Here is a 15,048-nt window from a genome sequence, read left to right on the forward strand (position 1 = left end):
CTAATTATAAAAATGTAGCTTAACTTTTTCTCCAGTTTTTGTTTGCATATCCAAAATCGACTTGAGAAAGTAGAATCTAATACCAATTAGATTAAGAAAATATTAATAATGTTAAAAAAGCGAGATTTAGGTCTCGCTTTTTTTATTTGTCAAATTTTTTTTCTTGACCCTGTATTTTTAGTAAATCCGCAATTTTTCTTTCAAATTTTATATGTATGCATAGTATTAAGGTTTTTCTTGGTTTCATAATTGATTTTTATCTAATAAAAACCATTATGAAATAGTTAAAATAGTTTAAAATTTTGTGCTGAATATGAATTTTTTTTAACGTTTTTTTATTAATATTAAAAATATTTGTATTTTGGCTATTAAAACTAATAAGAACTAACCAAAAACTAACCCTAATGAGAGTCTACTTGCTAATTATGTTGTTTTTCAGCGGAATATCCTTTGCGCAGAATACAATTACAGGTTCTGTTACTGACAGTAACAAACAATCTATTCCCGGTGCCAATGTTGTTGTACTTGGAGGCAGCGGTGGTGTATCCACTGATTTTGATGGAACATTTAAATTAACCACAAGTGCAAAATTGCCTTTTTCGATAAAAGTATCGGCGGTAGGTTTTGAAGCTCAAACAATCAGCGTTTCATCTGTAAACCAAAGAATAAATGTGGTTTTAAAAGATGAGGAAACTAAACTAGACGAGATAGTGGTTTCTGCTTCCAGAACTCCTGAACGAGTTATTGAATCGCCAGTTACTATTGAAAGAATGGGTATTCAGGAAATTAAGAATACAACAGCTCCTAGTTTTTATGACGGATTAGAAAATTTAAAAGAAGTGCATTTCAATACGAGCAGTATTTCTTTTAAATCAATCAATACCCGTGGTTTTGCTACAGTTGCCAATACCAGATTTATGCAATTGGTAGATGGAATGGATAACTCTTCGCCAGCCTTAAACTTTGTGTTAGGAAACTTAATTGGAGTTTCTGATATTGATGTGGCAAGCGTTGAGCTTTTGCCTGGAGCATCTTCTGCTCTTTATGGAGCAAATGCCTTCAATGGAATCATGTTTATGAACAGTAAAAGCCCTTTTACAAATGAAGGAATTAGTGTTTACTATAAATATGGTAAAACCAGTCAGGATATAGCAGGAACAAATGACTATAATGATTTCGGAATTAGAGCAGCAAAAGCATTCACAAAGCATTTTGCTATGAAGGCTAATTTTACTTATATGACTGCTACGGAATGGATTGCCGGAGATAAAAGAAGTATGACGCCAGGAGGTGACAGCCATGCAGTAAATCAAAATTATGATGGATTAAATATCTATGGTGACGAGGTTACTACTTTTGTTCCAAATGTTGGTCAGGTAAGTAGAACTGGATATCGTGAACAAGATTTGACAGATAATAAGGTTAAAAGTATGAAAGCTGATTTTAGTGCTCATATCAAACCTTGGGCTGACGATACAGAATTTATACTGCAATATAAAATAGGTACAGGAAGTACTATTTACCAAGGAGCAAACAGATATGCTTTAAAAGATTTCTTAATGCAGCAAGGTAAATTTGAAGTAAAAGGAAAAAACTTTTTTGGTAGAGTATATTTTACAAGTGAAGATGCTGGAGATTCTTATGATATGAGATTTGCAGCATGGAACGTTAACAGAGCTGCGAAATCAGATACAGAATGGTTTACAAATTACGCAACAGCTTACCAATATGCTGGTGCAGTTATGGGAACAGATGCAAATCAATCTGCTGCGATAGCGAGAAATTTTGCTGATTACAATGTGCTTCCGGCCGCTATATCATTTATTCCTGCTCCAACAGGATCTCCTAGATTTGAGCCAGGGTCTGCGAAATTTAATAGTGCTTTGGCAACAGTGGTTTCAAATCCTGATTTAACACAAGGAGCTAAATTTATCGATCATTCAAAATTATATCATTCAGATGTGAATTATAATTTTAGAGATATCATCAAATGGGCAGAAGTTCAGGTTGGAGGTTCTTGGAGAGAATACATAATGAACTCTGAAGGAACAATCTTTACAGATTACGACGGACCAATCTCTTACAGAGAATACGGTGCATATGCGCAATTACAGAAAAAATTCTTAGATGACAGATTGAAATTTACAGGATCGTTACGTTATGATAAAAGTCAAAACTTTGACGGAAATGTTTCTCCTAGAGTTTCATTTGTATATTCTGCAGGAGCATCAAAAAGACATAACTTCAGATTGTCTTATCAAACAGGTTTCCGTAACCCAACAACACAAGATCAATATATTGGTTTAGATTTAGGGCCATTTGCATTGATTGGTTCAGCAGCAGAAAATTTAGATCGTTTTCAGGAAACTGTAAATGTAAGTGCGGCAGGACAAACAATCGCTGGTCAGCCTGCAACTATTGGAATGTCTGGTCAAAATGCATATCGTAATGCTTATACTGTAGCATCTGTTCAGGCATTTGGTGCATCAGGAAATGTAGCCGATCTTCAGGTAGCTAATATAGGATTGGTAAAACCGGAACAAGTACAAGCTTTTGAAGCAGGTTACCGTACAGTAATTCAAAACGATTTATCAATTGATATTAATGGATATTACAATATTTATAATGATTTCATGAATACAGCGAGAGTTATTTCTCCGTATTATGGAACGGTAGGGACACCGCTAAGTTATCAAGCATTAGCTTTTGGAGACAGAAGAGTTTATCAGGTTTATACAAATACTACGGCTGAGATTTCTTCTTTAGGATTTGGAGTTGGTTTGTCTAAAAAAGTATACAAAGATTTTGAATTAGGAGTTAATTATAACTATGCTCAATTTAACTTTAAGCAGCAAGATGACCCTGATTTCGTTGCAGGATTTAATACTCCAAAACACAGAATTAAAGCTTCTTTAGGAAATGCGAAAGTGATTAAAAATTTAGGATTCAATGTAAATGTTAGATGGAATACAGAATATTTATGGGAATCTTCTTTTGGAGATGGAATAATTCCGGAAAATACTGTTCTTGATGCTCAGATAAACTATGCGATACCAAAACTAAAATCGGTTATAAAAGTTGGTGCAACAAATCTTTTCGGATCAGATTATCTTCAGGTAATTGGAGCGGGAATGATAGGTCAGCAATGGTTTGCTTCGTGGACAATTAATCCTTAAATGATATAATTATTTGTGTGAAATTGATTCGGCTTCCTTGTTGTTCAATGAAAATGAAGAGGTAATAATTTAAAAAGTACTAACATGAAAAAAAATATAAAATGGCTATTATTGGTTTCTTTAACCTTTATGGCGGCTTGTAATAGTGATGATGATAATAATACTGTCGAAGAAGTTCCGGTAACTCCCGGTTCGGCAGTTTTTACAAAATATGTTGCCCTTGGAGATTCTTTTGCGGCTGGTTACAGCGATAATGCTCTTTTCAAAAAAGGACAGGAAGGAGCTTATACTAATATTTTAGCGCAGCAATTTGTGGCTGCTGGCGGTGGAGCTTTTACAACTCCATATATGAATGATAATCTTGGTGGTTTATTGTTAGGAGGAAATGTCGTTGCCGCAACCCGATTATATTTTAATGGACAAGCTCCGGTAAATGTGGCGGGAAAACCAACAACAGAAATAACAGCACATCTTACAGGTTCATTTAATAATATGGGAGTTCCGGGTGCGAAAAGTTTTCACTTAGTTGCACCGGGATACGGAAATGTTGCAGGTGTAGCTACAGGAGCAGCGAATCCTTATTTTGCAAGATTTGCAAGTACACCTTCAACAACAGTTTTAGCTGATGCAGCAACACAAGCGCCAACATTTTTCTCTTTATTTATTGGAGGAAATGATGTTTTAAGTTATGCAATTTCTGGTGGAGTTGGAAAAGATCAAAAAGGAAACCTAAATCCTGCTACATATGGGCCAAATGATATTACAGATCCAGCTGTTTTTGCAAATGTTTATACTGCATTGGCAACAACTCTAACAGCAAATGGAGCAAAAGGAGTAGTGGCAAATCTTCCATATATTACAGCTTTGCCTTATTTTACAACAGTACCTTATAATCCGCTTACGGCAAAATCTCTTGGAGGAAATAATGAAGCAGTAGGTAAAGCAACAATTAAAGCATTAAACACACAATTATACGGACCTTTAAAACAAGTATTGACAGCTTTTCAGGCAGGTGATAGAATTAATTTATTATCTGAAACGGCTGCAAATCCAGTATTAATAAAAGACGAGTCACTTCCTAATTTGTCTGCTCAATTAACAGCAGCATTTACGCCTTCTTTAGGTGCGCAGACTGCAGCTTTTTATGGAGCAGTTTTCGGACAGGCAAGACAAGCAAAAGCTACAGATTTAGTGGTACTACCAACAAGAACAGATATTGGTGCCGCTCCTAAAGCTTCAGATTCTGGACTTGGGATTGCACCGCCTGCGCCATTAGATAAATTTGGAGTAACCTTTCCTTTGCAGGACAAACATGTTTTAATCCCAATAGAAATTGCAGAAATTAAAACAGCAACAGATGCTTATAATGTAACTATCGATGCCGTTGCTAAAGAAAAAGGGTTGGCTTTCGTTGATACAAGAGCTTTGTTGACGCAACTGGCAAGCGGCGGATATAGATTTGGAAATTATACAATGTCGTCAACTTATGTAACTGGCGGTGCTTTTTCTTTAGATGGAATTCACCCAAGCGGAAGAGGATATGGTTTGATTGCTAATATTTTTGTTGATGCAATAAACGCTAAGTATGGTTCTACACTTCGTCATGTTGATTTGGCTTTATACCCAATTCAATACCCGGCGTCATTATAATATACCATTTTTTTAATTAAGAAAGCCACTCGTTTTATAAAATGTAGTGGCTTTTTTATTTCGTTAAAAAATGATATAAACGACAGTTTAAAAGTCTGTTTTTATGAATCAAACAAAATCATGCTATTTTTTATGAAAAAAAAATTGATTTTATATTTTAAAAAATTATCTTTGCGCTCTGAAAAAAGAGGTATTTTCGATAAACCTAAATAGCTATTTAATAAATACATAAGTAATGTCAAAAGTAATAGGAAAAGTTGCTCAAATCATTGGACCAGTAGTAGACGTAGTTTTCAACGGTAAAGATGTTGAACTTCCAAAAATTTATGATTCGTTAGAAGTCACTAAAAAAGATGGAACTTTATTAGTTCTAGAAGTACAATCTCACATTGGAGAAAACACTGTTCGTACAATCTCTATGGACTCTACAGACGGTTTGTCAAGAGGATATGAGGTAGTTGGAACTGGTAATCCAATCCAAATGCCAATCGGTCCAGACGTATATGGACGTTTATTCAATGTAATTGGAGATGCAATTGATGGTTTAGGAAACTTGCCAAAAACAGGAGAAAACGGTTTGTCTATTCACAGACAAGCTCCTAAATTTGAAGATTTATCAACTTCATCAGAAGTTTTATTCACAGGTATTAAAGTAATCGATTTGATCGAGCCTTACGCAAAAGGAGGTAAAATTGGATTGTTTGGTGGTGCTGGTGTTGGTAAAACAGTATTGATTCAGGAGTTGATCAACAATATCGCAAAAGGTCACGGTGGACTTTCCGTATTCGCAGGAGTAGGAGAAAGAACACGTGAAGGAAATGACTTGCTTCGTGAGATGTTAGAGTCAGGAATTATTAAATACGGTGATGATTTCATGCACTCTATGGAAAATGGAGGATGGGATTTATCTAAAGTAGATATGCCAGGAATGAGAGAGTCTAAAGCTACTTTCGTTTTCGGACAAATGAATGAGCCACCTGGAGCTCGTGCACGTGTGGCACTTTCAGGATTATCTATCGCTGAATATTTCCGTGATGGGGCTGGAACAGATCAAGGTAAAGATGTATTATTCTTCGTTGATAACATCTTCCGTTTTACACAAGCAGGTTCTGAGGTATCAGCACTTTTAGGACGTATGCCTTCTGCAGTAGGATACCAACCAACTTTAGCAACAGAGATGGGAGCTATGCAAGAGCGTATTACATCTACAAACAAAGGATCTATTACATCTGTACAAGCGGTTTACGTTCCTGCGGATGACTTAACTGACCCGGCGCCGGCTACAACTTTCGCCCACTTAGATGCTACAACAGTATTGTCTCGTAAAATTGCTGAGTTAGGTATTTATCCAGCGGTTGACCCGTTAGATTCTACTTCAAGAATCTTAACTCCTCAAATTTTAGGAAACGAGCACTACGACTGTGCACAAAGAGTTAAAGAAATTCTACAAAAATACAAACAACTTCAAGATATTATCGCGATCTTAGGTATGGAAGAATTATCTGAAGAAGATAAACTTTCTGTATCAAGAGCTCGTCGTGTACAACGTTTCTTGTCTCAGCCGTTCCACGTTGCAGAGCAATTTACAGGTATTCCTGGAGTTTTAGTTGATATTAAAGATACTATCAAAGGTTTCAACATGATTATCGATGGTGAATTAGATCACCTTCCAGAAGCAGCTTTCAACTTAAAAGGATCTATTCAGGATGCTATTGAGGCTGGAGAAAAAATGTTAGCAGAAGCATAATCAAGCATAGCTTGATAAACATCAAAAAGTAAAAATTCCAAATTCCAAAATTGGGATTTGGAATTTTATAATTTGGAATTTAAAAAAAAGTTATGATTTTAGAAATAGTATCACCAGAAGCAAAATTATTTTCAGGACAAGTAACTTCGGTTACACTTCCGGGAGTTGATGGAAGCTTTCAGATTTTGAATAATCACGCTCCTATTGTTTCTATTCTAGAAAAAGGAACTATTAAAATTGCAGCGGCAAGCTTTGATTTTTCTAAAGAGGTAGCAAATAAATTTACGAAAGTGAATGACCAAACCTATACATTAGATATTACGTCAGGAACAATCGAAATGAAAGATAACAAGATAATTGTTTTAGTAGACTAACAAAAATTTCGAAATAATCTTAAAAGCCATTCACATAGTGAGTGGCTTTTTTTATGCGATGCTTCAAAAATATTTTTTACTTTTGAAGTATTAAAATCTCTTTATAAAATATTGATTCAATTATAAAAGCTCAGTAAGCTTTTATGTTATCGTTTTATCGACCTGATAAAGCGCAAATTATTTATGTCAAATTTTATAAAGAATACATATGAAAAATATATCAAAAGTCGCTGTTCTGGGCGGCGGCGGAAGAACTGGAAAATATCTTGTAAACCAGTTATTAAAAGAAGGATTTAGTTTAAAACTGTTATTAAGAAATCCTGAAAATTTCGAAATTCAAAATCCTAAAATTGAAATTATTACGGGAGACGCGCTTGATTTTGAATCCATAAAATTATTGTTGAAAGACTGTCAAGCTGTTGTAAGTACAATTGGTCAGAGAAAAGATGAACCTTTGGTTGCAAGTGCAGTAACTAAGAATATCTTAAAAGCAATGAATGAATATGGAATTGAACGTTATGTTCTTCTTGCGGGTCTTAATATCGATACGCCATTCGATAAAAAAAGTGCAAAAACAATAATGGCAACAGATTGGATGAAAACCAATTTTCCTGTAATTCAGGAAGATCGCCAAAAAGCTTATAATCTTTTAGTCGAAAGTGAAGCAAACTGGACGCAGGTTCGTGTTCCTTTTATTGAATTCACAGATAATAGTTCTGATATAGCGGTTAATCTCCAAGATTGTTTGGGAGATAAAATCAGTGCGTTTGATATTGCTGAATTTATGGTTAAGGAAATAATTGAATCAAATTATAGCAGGCAATCGCCATTTATAAGCACAATTTAGAATACAATAAAGAACAGCGGGAAATATCAAAACCCGCTGTTTGTTTATATCAAATTTCAATTTCATAACTTTGTTTTTATGAAATTACCTGAAAATCTTAATCAGAAACTTGAAAACCGAAAGCAGAATAATTCGCTTCGCAAACTTCCCGTGTTTAATAATCTGGTGGATTTTTCTTCGAACGATTATATCGGATTTTCAAAATCCGAATCAATATTTAAATTGACACATGCTTATCTGCACGAAAATGAAATTTTTCAAAATGGAGCGACAGGTTCAAGATTAATTTCGGGTAACCATTCTTTATATCAAATTGCAGAGAATTTTATTGCCCAATTTCATGAAGCAGAAGCCGCTTTAATTTTTAATTCGGGCTATGATGCCAATTTAGGTTTTTTTAGCGCTGTACCGCAAAGAAATGATGTTATTTTGTATGATGATTTAAGTCATGCTTCCATTCGGGATGGAATTGTAATGTCAAATGCAAAATCATACAAATTCAGCCATAATGATTTTGAAGATTTAGAACGACTTATTCTAAAATTTCCAGATACCAATATTTACATAGTCACCGAAACTGTTTTTTCTATGGATGGCGACAGTCCGAACTTAGAAGAATTAGTACAGCTTTCGGAAAAATACAACTGTTATTTAATAGTTGATGAAGCTCACACTTTGGGTGTTTTTGGAGATAAAGGAGAAGGTCTTCTTCAGTATTTAGAACTGCACAACAGAATTTTTGCCCGAATTATGACATTTGGAAAAGGTTTAGGCTGTCACGGCGCAGTTGTACTTGGAAGTCCGGAACTCAAAGAATATCTAATAAACTTTGCCCGAAGTTTTATTTATACTACAGGATTATCTCCACATTCTGTTGCGACAATTTTAACGGCATATCAACAGTTGGAAATTGAAAAAGAAGCAATTGAAAAGCTGCGTCAAAATATTATTTTCTTCAATCAGCAAAAAAACTTATTAGGTTTAAAGCCAATGTTTGTTCGAAGTAAATCAGCAATTCAGTCTGCCATTGTTCAGGGAAATGAAAGTGTCAAGAAGTTAGCCCAGCAATTACAAGACAAAGGTTTTGATGTAAAACCAATACTTTCTCCAACAGTTCCCGAAGGTCAGGAACGTTTACGTTTTTGCATTCACAGTTACAATTCCGAAGAAGAAATCAGGCAGATCTTAGAATTATTAGGAAATTACGTATATTAGGCTCGCCGATTAAACGAATTAAACGGGTTTACACAGCGTATAATGTCTGACTTATTACACAAAGAAAAATCAAAATCTATTCTAAAAGTATTTTATGATGTTTATAATCAATTAGGTTATGGTTTTCTGGAAAAGGTTTATCAAAATACAATGTATTTTGAACTAAAATCTTTAGGTTATAAAGTCGAAGCTCAAAAACAAATCAAAGTATATTTCAAAAATCAATTAGTTGGCGAGTATTATGCCGACTTGGTAATTGATGATGTTATCATAATTGAATTAAAAGCTTGTGAATATCTTTTAAGCTCGCATATTGCACAATTGATGAATTATCTCAAATCAACAAAAATGGAAGTTGGCTTACTTTTGAATTTTGGTGAAAGCCCAGAATTCAAACGTTTAATCTATACAAATAACAGAAAACCAAATTTAATACTGCGTTAATCCGTTAAACCTGTTTTATCAGTGGGCTAAAATAATTTTTAATATTTTTCTGTAACGTTTCGACTATTCCTATACTTACGAGTTGTAATTACAAAATGAGTTTCAATCATTAACCTAACCAACCCTTCAAAATGAAAAAAATATTCCATTTATTTATAGCATTTATATTAGTTGCTTTTAGCATAAAATCACCAGCTCAAACCAAATCTCCTAAATTAGAAAATTCTCTTTTATGGGAAGTTTCCGGAAACGGGCTTTCGAAACCTTCTTATTTATATGGAACAATTCATATGATTTGTTCTTCGGATTATTTTCTAACAGATAAAACCAAGAAAGCTTTAGAATCTTCTGAAAAATTAGTTTTAGAAATCAACTTTTCTGATCCAAAAGAAATGTCAGAAATGCAGCAATTGGCAATGGGAAAAGAACCTTTAAGCAAAAAACTAAATCCGGAACAGCTGGCAAAATTAGATGCAATTCTCAAGAAAACTACAGGAATGACCGTGCAGCAAGTTGACAGCTTTAGTTTACTGACTGTAATGAGTTTGATTTCGATGAAAAGTTTTGGCTGTGCCGATTTAAAATTTTACGAAATGGAATTTATAGAGCAGGCTAAAAAAAGAGCTATTGAAATTGGCGGACTTGAAACTGTAAAAGAACAATTCGGAATGTTTGATAAAGCGTATTCAACTGATGAAATGATTTCAATGTTAGAAGAATCAACTCCCGAAGAATCGGCTAAATTAGTTTCGGCCTATAAAACAGAGAATATTGATTTAATGTATGATTTTACAACCGATAAAAAATATACAAGTGAAAAGACCAAAAAGGTTATTCTGGACGAAAGAAATTTAAATTGGGCAAAAAATATACCCGAATTAATGAAAAAACAAAGTGTCTTTTTTGCCGTTGGATCAGCACATTTAGCAGGAGAATTTGGAGTTATTAATTTATTAAGAAAAGCAGGTTACAAGGTAAAACCAATTCTGAATTAATAGATTTTGAAAGAAAGGGAACAAGAGTTTTTAAATCGGATGGAGAGTCATAAAGGAATTTTGTACAAAGTTTCTAAAATGTACATGGATACCCATGACGATCAGCAAGATTTATTTCAGGAAATTATTTGCCAGCTCTGGAAGTCGTATGATTCTTTTCGAAATGAAAGTCAGTTTTCGACCTGGATGTATAGGGTTGCTGTAAATACGGCAATTGTTTTTCTGAAAAAAGAAAAACGGAAAGTCGATAAATATGAAATCGCTTCAGAAAATGTAAAAGAAGAAGAAGGCGATTCTCAGATCAAAGAAAACCAAATCGAGCACTTTTATAAAGCAGTTCAAAAACTGGAAAAAATTGACAAAGCTATTATTTTTTATCAGTTGGAAGGGTTTTCGCATAAGGAAATTGGAGAAAATCTCGGAATCTCTGAAGGAAATGCAAGAGTAAAACTGAACAGGGCAAAAGAAAAATTAAAAGAAATAATTAAAAACCAAGGATATGGATTTTGATGAAATACAAAACGCATGGAATAACGATAAACCAAAAAACGTCGTTGTTCCCCATAATTTAGAGAAAATACAATCGGCAAATACACCTTTGGATAAAATCAAAAAAAACCTGAAAACAGAATTTTATTATCAAATCCTGTCCATAGTTTTCATTGGTACAGTTCCTTTGATAGCTAATCTGCCGCCAAAATGGACTTTTTTTTATTATTTACTTTTTAGTCTTTTTGTGGCCGTTTGTGTTTATTATTTACTAAAGCTTTATTTCTTTTATAAAAGATTAAATAATACCACTTTAACAACAAAAGACAGCTTGTATGAAACTTATTTTGATATAAGACTGAATATGGAATTGTACAAAACATTTGGTTTTGCCTTAACGCCGTTTTTGGTTTTATATCTTTTGGGACTTTATTATTATGCGTTTTCAAAAATTCCGGGATTTTTTGATCACGAATTTTCAAATGGGCAATTAGTCGCATTCTTTTTGATTGTTGTTTTTGGAGTACTCTTTATGGGTATTTCTTTAGAATGGTGGGTTCACAAATTTTATGGAAAATTTGCTAAAGAAATAAGAAAAGTAATTGACGAATTAAAAGAAGAAGAATAAACAGAACCCATCGTAATGATGGGTTTGTTTTTATTGGTATTTTTGTTGATGGCTCACAGATAAAACAGATGTGACAGATTTACACTGATTATTAAGCCAAGATTGATTAAAAAAATAAAAATCCGCGCTAATCTGTTTAATCAGTAAAATTCGTGGTCAATAAATTATGAAAATATTCGTAACAGGAATTTCGACAGATGTTGGTAAAACAATCGCTTCTTCGATTATTGTAGAAGCTTTAGAGGCTGATTATTGGAAACCAATTCAAGCTGGGGATTTAGACAATTCTGACAGTCATAAAATTCAATCCCGAATTTCTAATAAAAAAACTCAAATTTTTGAGAACAGTTATAAACTGAATACACCGGCAAGTCCGCATTTGGCTGCAGAAATTGATGGAATAAAAATAGAATTAAATCAAATTCAGGAACCGAAGACGAAGAATAATTTAGTTATTGAAGGTGCTGGCGGAATCTTTGTTCCGTTAAATGATAAAGAAACGATCATCGATTTAATACAATCCGATTATAAAATTGTTGTTGTTTCAAGACATTATTTAGGAAGTATCAATCATACTTTATTAACGATTGAGGCAATTCAAAATAGAGGATTTAAAGTTGCCGGAATTATCTTCAGCGGAAGCGAAAATAAATCAACAGAAAGTTTAATTCTGAATAAAACAAGAATAAACTGCATCGGAAGAATTGACGAAGAACCCTATTTCGATCAAAATGTAATTAAAGAATACGCCGATTTATTTAGAGAGAATTTGCTTAATTTATAGAATAAAAATTATAGAATAAAGAAAATAGAGTTTTCTATCTTTGTTTAAACAATTGAGTTTAGTCTTTTTTCTATTCTCTTTCTTCTATTTTCTTAAAAATGAGCTTAACAGAAAAAGATCGTCAATACCTTTGGCATCCTTATACACAGCATAAAACTTCGCAAACACCAATTGCAATTACAAAAGCAGAAGGTGCGTTACTTTGGGATGAAAATAATAAAGAATACATTGATGCAATTGCTTCCTGGTGGGTAAACCCGTTTGGGCACAGTAATAAATTTATTGCCGATGCTATTTATAAACAATTGACAACTTTAGAGCACGTTTTGTTTGGCGGCTTTACACATGAACCGGCAGTAAAAGTTGCTGAAAGATTAATGGAAGTTCTACCAAAAAACCAGCAGAAGATTTTCTTTTCGGATAATGGTTCTACGGCTGTTGAAGTAGCAATAAAAGTAGCGCTTCAATATTTTTTTAATAAGAATGAAAAGCGAACTACAATTATTGCTTTTGAAAATGCTTTTCACGGAGATACTTTTGCTGCAATGGCGGCGAGCGGAATTTCGTTTTATACACAAGCTTTTCAAGGAATGTTTATAGATGTAGTTCGAATTCCGGTTCCCATAAAAGGGCAGGAGCTGGCAAGTTTTAATGCTTTAGAAAATGCAATTAAAAAACATAATTGTGCGGGATTTATTTTCGAACCTTTAGTACAGGGAGCAGCAGGAATGGTAATGTACGAACCGGAAGCGTTAGAGAAATTGATTCAGATTTGTGCAGCAAATAAAGTCCTGACAATTGCAGATGAAGTAATGACGGGTTTTGGAAAAACCGGAAAAACCTTCGCTATGGATTATGTTTCAGAAGAACCGGATATGATTTGTCTTTCGAAAGCATTAACCGGCGGAACAATCCCAATGGCGATTACAACTTTTACTCAGGATATTTTCGATGCATTTTATGATGATGATATTAATAAAGCACTATTTCATGGTCATACGTTTACAGCAAATCCAACAGGTTGTGCAGCAGCTTTAGCAAGTATGGATTTATTGCAGACAACAGGAATGCAGCAAAATATTGAAAGAATAAATGCAAGTCATTTAGATTTTCAAAAGAAAATCGAGAATCATCCAAAAGTAATTACTGCCAGAACTTTGGGAGTTATTTTTGCCGTTGAAATAAAGTCAGATTCAGAAGAAAGCTATTACGGATCAATGCGGACAAAATTATATAATTTCTTTATTGATAAAGGAGTTGTTTTACGCCCCGTTGGAAATATCGTTTATATTTTACCGCCATATATAATGACAGATGAACAGCTTCATAAAGTATACACTATAATTGAAGAAGCCATTGAAATGGTGTGATTTTGCCCACAGATTTTAACGGATTAAACGGATTAGCGCAGAGAAAATAACTAACCTGTGTAAATCCGTTTAATCCGTATTATCAGTGCGCCATGCCATTTTTTTTACAGACCTTTGTTATAAATAAACTATTGTGAATACACCAAAAATTGCCATAACCGCTTTTTCATCCATTTCTCCGCTAGGGAATAATGCTGATCAAGTTTGGGAAAAATATCTTGATAATAACCATTGTTTTACAAAACAGTTTTTGGACAAGCAGGAAACTTCTGTTGCTGCTCTGGATGCTGAATCGAAAAAAATTGTGGCTGAAATCCGTGAATCGGATATTAAATATAAATTTCTAGATGATTCTGTTTTATTTGCTTTAGCTGCTTCGCGAAAAGCAATTGAAAATGCAGGCTGGAATTCCAATGATATTTTCGGAATCAATATAGGTTCTTCAAGAGGCGCCACAGATTTATTCGAAAAACATTACAAAGAATATCTTGAAACAGGAAAAGCACAAACTTTAGCTTCACCAACAACAACTTTAGGAAATATTTCGTCCTGGATAGCACATGATTTACAAAGCGCAGGCCCTGAAATTTCGCATTCGATTACCTGCTCAACGGCACTTCACGCACTTTTAAATGGGGTTGCATGGTTAAAATCCGGAATGGCTGATAAGTTTTTGGTTGGAGGAAGCGAAGCTCCTTTAACCGATTTTACCATTGGACAAATGCGGGCTTTGAAAATTTATTCGCGAATGGATCAGGATATTGATTTGTGGCCAAATTTGGCTTTTGATTTCAAGAAAACACAAAACACAATGATTTTGGGCGAAGGCGCAGCGGTTTGTTGTTTAGAAGCTGGAGAAAAAGAAAATGCGATAGCTTATGTTATTGGTGTTGGTTATGCGACTGAAATTTTAGAACATAATATTTCAATTTCTGCGGAAGCGGACTGTTTTCAAAAATCTATGAAAATGGCTTTAAAAGATATTAATTTAGAAAGTGTTGATGCAATTGTAATGCATGCGCCCGGAACAATAAAAGGAGATTTGACAGAATTACGAGCGATTGAAAAAGTGTTTGGATCTAATTTGCCTTTATTAACGACTAATAAATGGAAGATCGGACATACTTTTGGAGCATCTGGAATGTTGAGTTTAGAATTAGCGCTTTTAATGCTCCAGAATGATATTTTTATAAAGACACCTTTTTCAGAATCAAAAAAACAAGACAAATCAATTAAAAGGGTTTTAGTTAATGCAGTAGGTTTTGGCGGAAATGCTGTGAGTATTTTAATTGAAAAAGCCTAATATTCATCTTATTTAAAAACAAAAAA

Annotated in this window: 13 protein-coding genes; all 13 read left to right on the top strand. The window is 33.9% G+C overall.

All coding sequences use genetic code 11. The annotated features are described in order from the left end of the window. The first annotated feature begins 404 nt into the window (after window positions 1-404). Window positions 405-3,176 carry a carboxypeptidase-like regulatory domain-containing protein gene (locus ACODSB_RS22500; RefSeq protein ID WP_488938665.1) on the top strand — a complete coding sequence of 924 codons (2,772 nt, stop codon included), beginning with the start codon at window positions 405-407 and terminating at the stop codon, window positions 3,174-3,176. A gap of 84 nt (window positions 3,177-3,260) precedes the next feature. Further along, on the top strand, window positions 3,261-4,826 hold the full coding sequence (locus tag ACODSB_RS22505; RefSeq protein ID WP_488938666.1) for a G-D-S-L family lipolytic protein: 1,566 nt from the start codon (window positions 3,261-3,263) through the stop codon (window positions 4,824-4,826). Between the two features lie 235 nt (window positions 4,827-5,061). Continuing rightward, complete coding sequence (gene atpD / locus ACODSB_RS22510) at window positions 5,062-6,573, top strand: F0F1 ATP synthase subunit beta (RefSeq protein WP_026984148.1); 1,512 nt, start codon at window positions 5,062-5,064, stop codon at window positions 6,571-6,573. A 92-nt stretch (window positions 6,574-6,665) separates the two neighbouring features. Beyond that, complete coding sequence (locus tag ACODSB_RS22515; RefSeq protein ID WP_053474004.1) at window positions 6,666-6,947, top strand: F0F1 ATP synthase subunit delta/epsilon; 282 nt, start codon at window positions 6,666-6,668, stop codon at window positions 6,945-6,947. 208 nt (window positions 6,948-7,155) lie between these two features. Then, complete coding sequence (locus tag ACODSB_RS22520) at window positions 7,156-7,794, top strand: NAD(P)-dependent oxidoreductase (RefSeq protein ID WP_488938667.1); 639 nt, start codon at window positions 7,156-7,158, stop codon at window positions 7,792-7,794. A gap of 78 nt (window positions 7,795-7,872) precedes the next feature. Then, entirely contained in the window at window positions 7,873-9,009 is a 1,137-nt protein-coding gene (locus ACODSB_RS22525; RefSeq protein ID WP_488938668.1) for an aminotransferase class I/II-fold pyridoxal phosphate-dependent enzyme, read from the top strand. 42 nt (window positions 9,010-9,051) lie between these two features. Beyond that, entirely contained in the window at window positions 9,052-9,453 is a 402-nt protein-coding gene (locus ACODSB_RS22530) for a GxxExxY protein (RefSeq protein WP_488938669.1), read from the top strand. 131 nt (window positions 9,454-9,584) lie between these two features. Beyond that, window positions 9,585-10,448, top strand: coding sequence for a TraB/GumN family protein (locus ACODSB_RS22535; RefSeq protein ID WP_488938670.1), 864 nt, complete (start codon window positions 9,585-9,587; stop codon window positions 10,446-10,448). A 39-nt stretch (window positions 10,449-10,487) separates the two neighbouring features. Further along, window positions 10,488-10,958, top strand: a complete 471-nt coding sequence (locus tag ACODSB_RS22540; RefSeq protein WP_488938671.1) for an RNA polymerase sigma factor — start codon at window positions 10,488-10,490, stop codon at window positions 10,956-10,958. Next, window positions 10,948-11,565: a hypothetical protein gene (locus tag ACODSB_RS22545; RefSeq protein ID WP_488938672.1), complete on the top strand. Its 618-nt coding sequence runs from the start codon at window positions 10,948-10,950 to the stop codon at window positions 11,563-11,565. The genes ACODSB_RS22540 and ACODSB_RS22545 overlap by 11 nt, the downstream gene beginning before the upstream one ends. 166 nt (window positions 11,566-11,731) lie before the next feature. After that, the gene (gene bioD / locus ACODSB_RS22550; RefSeq protein ID WP_488938673.1) at window positions 11,732-12,349 is read left to right on the top strand and encodes a dethiobiotin synthase; all 618 of its coding nucleotides are present in this window, start codon (window positions 11,732-11,734) and stop codon (window positions 12,347-12,349) included. 98 nt (window positions 12,350-12,447) lie between these two features. Continuing rightward, on the top strand, window positions 12,448-13,719 hold the full coding sequence (gene bioA, locus ACODSB_RS22555; protein ID WP_488938674.1) for an adenosylmethionine--8-amino-7-oxononanoate transaminase: 1,272 nt from the start codon (window positions 12,448-12,450) through the stop codon (window positions 13,717-13,719). 133 nt (window positions 13,720-13,852) lie between these two features. Continuing rightward, window positions 13,853-15,022, top strand: a complete 1,170-nt coding sequence (locus ACODSB_RS22560) for a beta-ketoacyl synthase N-terminal-like domain-containing protein (RefSeq protein ID WP_488938675.1) — start codon at window positions 13,853-13,855, stop codon at window positions 15,020-15,022. The last annotated feature ends 26 nt before the right edge of the window (window positions 15,023-15,048 follow it).

The organism is Flavobacterium sp. FG68, from assembly GCF_057808895.1.

Excerpts from the sequence above, each read along its gene's own strand:
- ACODSB_RS22500 (WP_488938665.1), top strand. The coding sequence starts at position 405 with ATGAGAGTCTACTTGCTAATTATGTTGTTTTTCAGCGGAATATCCTTT.
- ACODSB_RS22505 (WP_488938666.1), top strand. The coding sequence starts at position 3,261 with ATGAAAAAAAATATAAAATGGCTATTATTGGTTTCTTTAACCTTTATG.
- atpD (WP_026984148.1), top strand. The coding sequence starts at position 5,062 with ATGTCAAAAGTAATAGGAAAAGTTGCTCAAATCATTGGACCAGTAGTA.
- ACODSB_RS22515 (WP_053474004.1), top strand. The coding sequence starts at position 6,666 with ATGATTTTAGAAATAGTATCACCAGAAGCAAAATTATTTTCAGGACAA.
- ACODSB_RS22520 (WP_488938667.1), top strand. The coding sequence starts at position 7,156 with ATGAAAAATATATCAAAAGTCGCTGTTCTGGGCGGCGGCGGAAGAACT.
- ACODSB_RS22525 (WP_488938668.1), top strand. The coding sequence starts at position 7,873 with ATGAAATTACCTGAAAATCTTAATCAGAAACTTGAAAACCGAAAGCAG.
- ACODSB_RS22530 (WP_488938669.1), top strand. The coding sequence starts at position 9,052 with ATGTCTGACTTATTACACAAAGAAAAATCAAAATCTATTCTAAAAGTA.
- ACODSB_RS22535 (WP_488938670.1), top strand. The coding sequence starts at position 9,585 with ATGAAAAAAATATTCCATTTATTTATAGCATTTATATTAGTTGCTTTT.
- ACODSB_RS22540 (WP_488938671.1), top strand. The coding sequence starts at position 10,488 with ATGGAGAGTCATAAAGGAATTTTGTACAAAGTTTCTAAAATGTACATG.
- ACODSB_RS22545 (WP_488938672.1), top strand. The coding sequence starts at position 10,948 with ATGGATTTTGATGAAATACAAAACGCATGGAATAACGATAAACCAAAA.
- bioD (WP_488938673.1), top strand. The coding sequence starts at position 11,732 with ATGAAAATATTCGTAACAGGAATTTCGACAGATGTTGGTAAAACAATC.
- bioA (WP_488938674.1), top strand. The coding sequence starts at position 12,448 with ATGAGCTTAACAGAAAAAGATCGTCAATACCTTTGGCATCCTTATACA.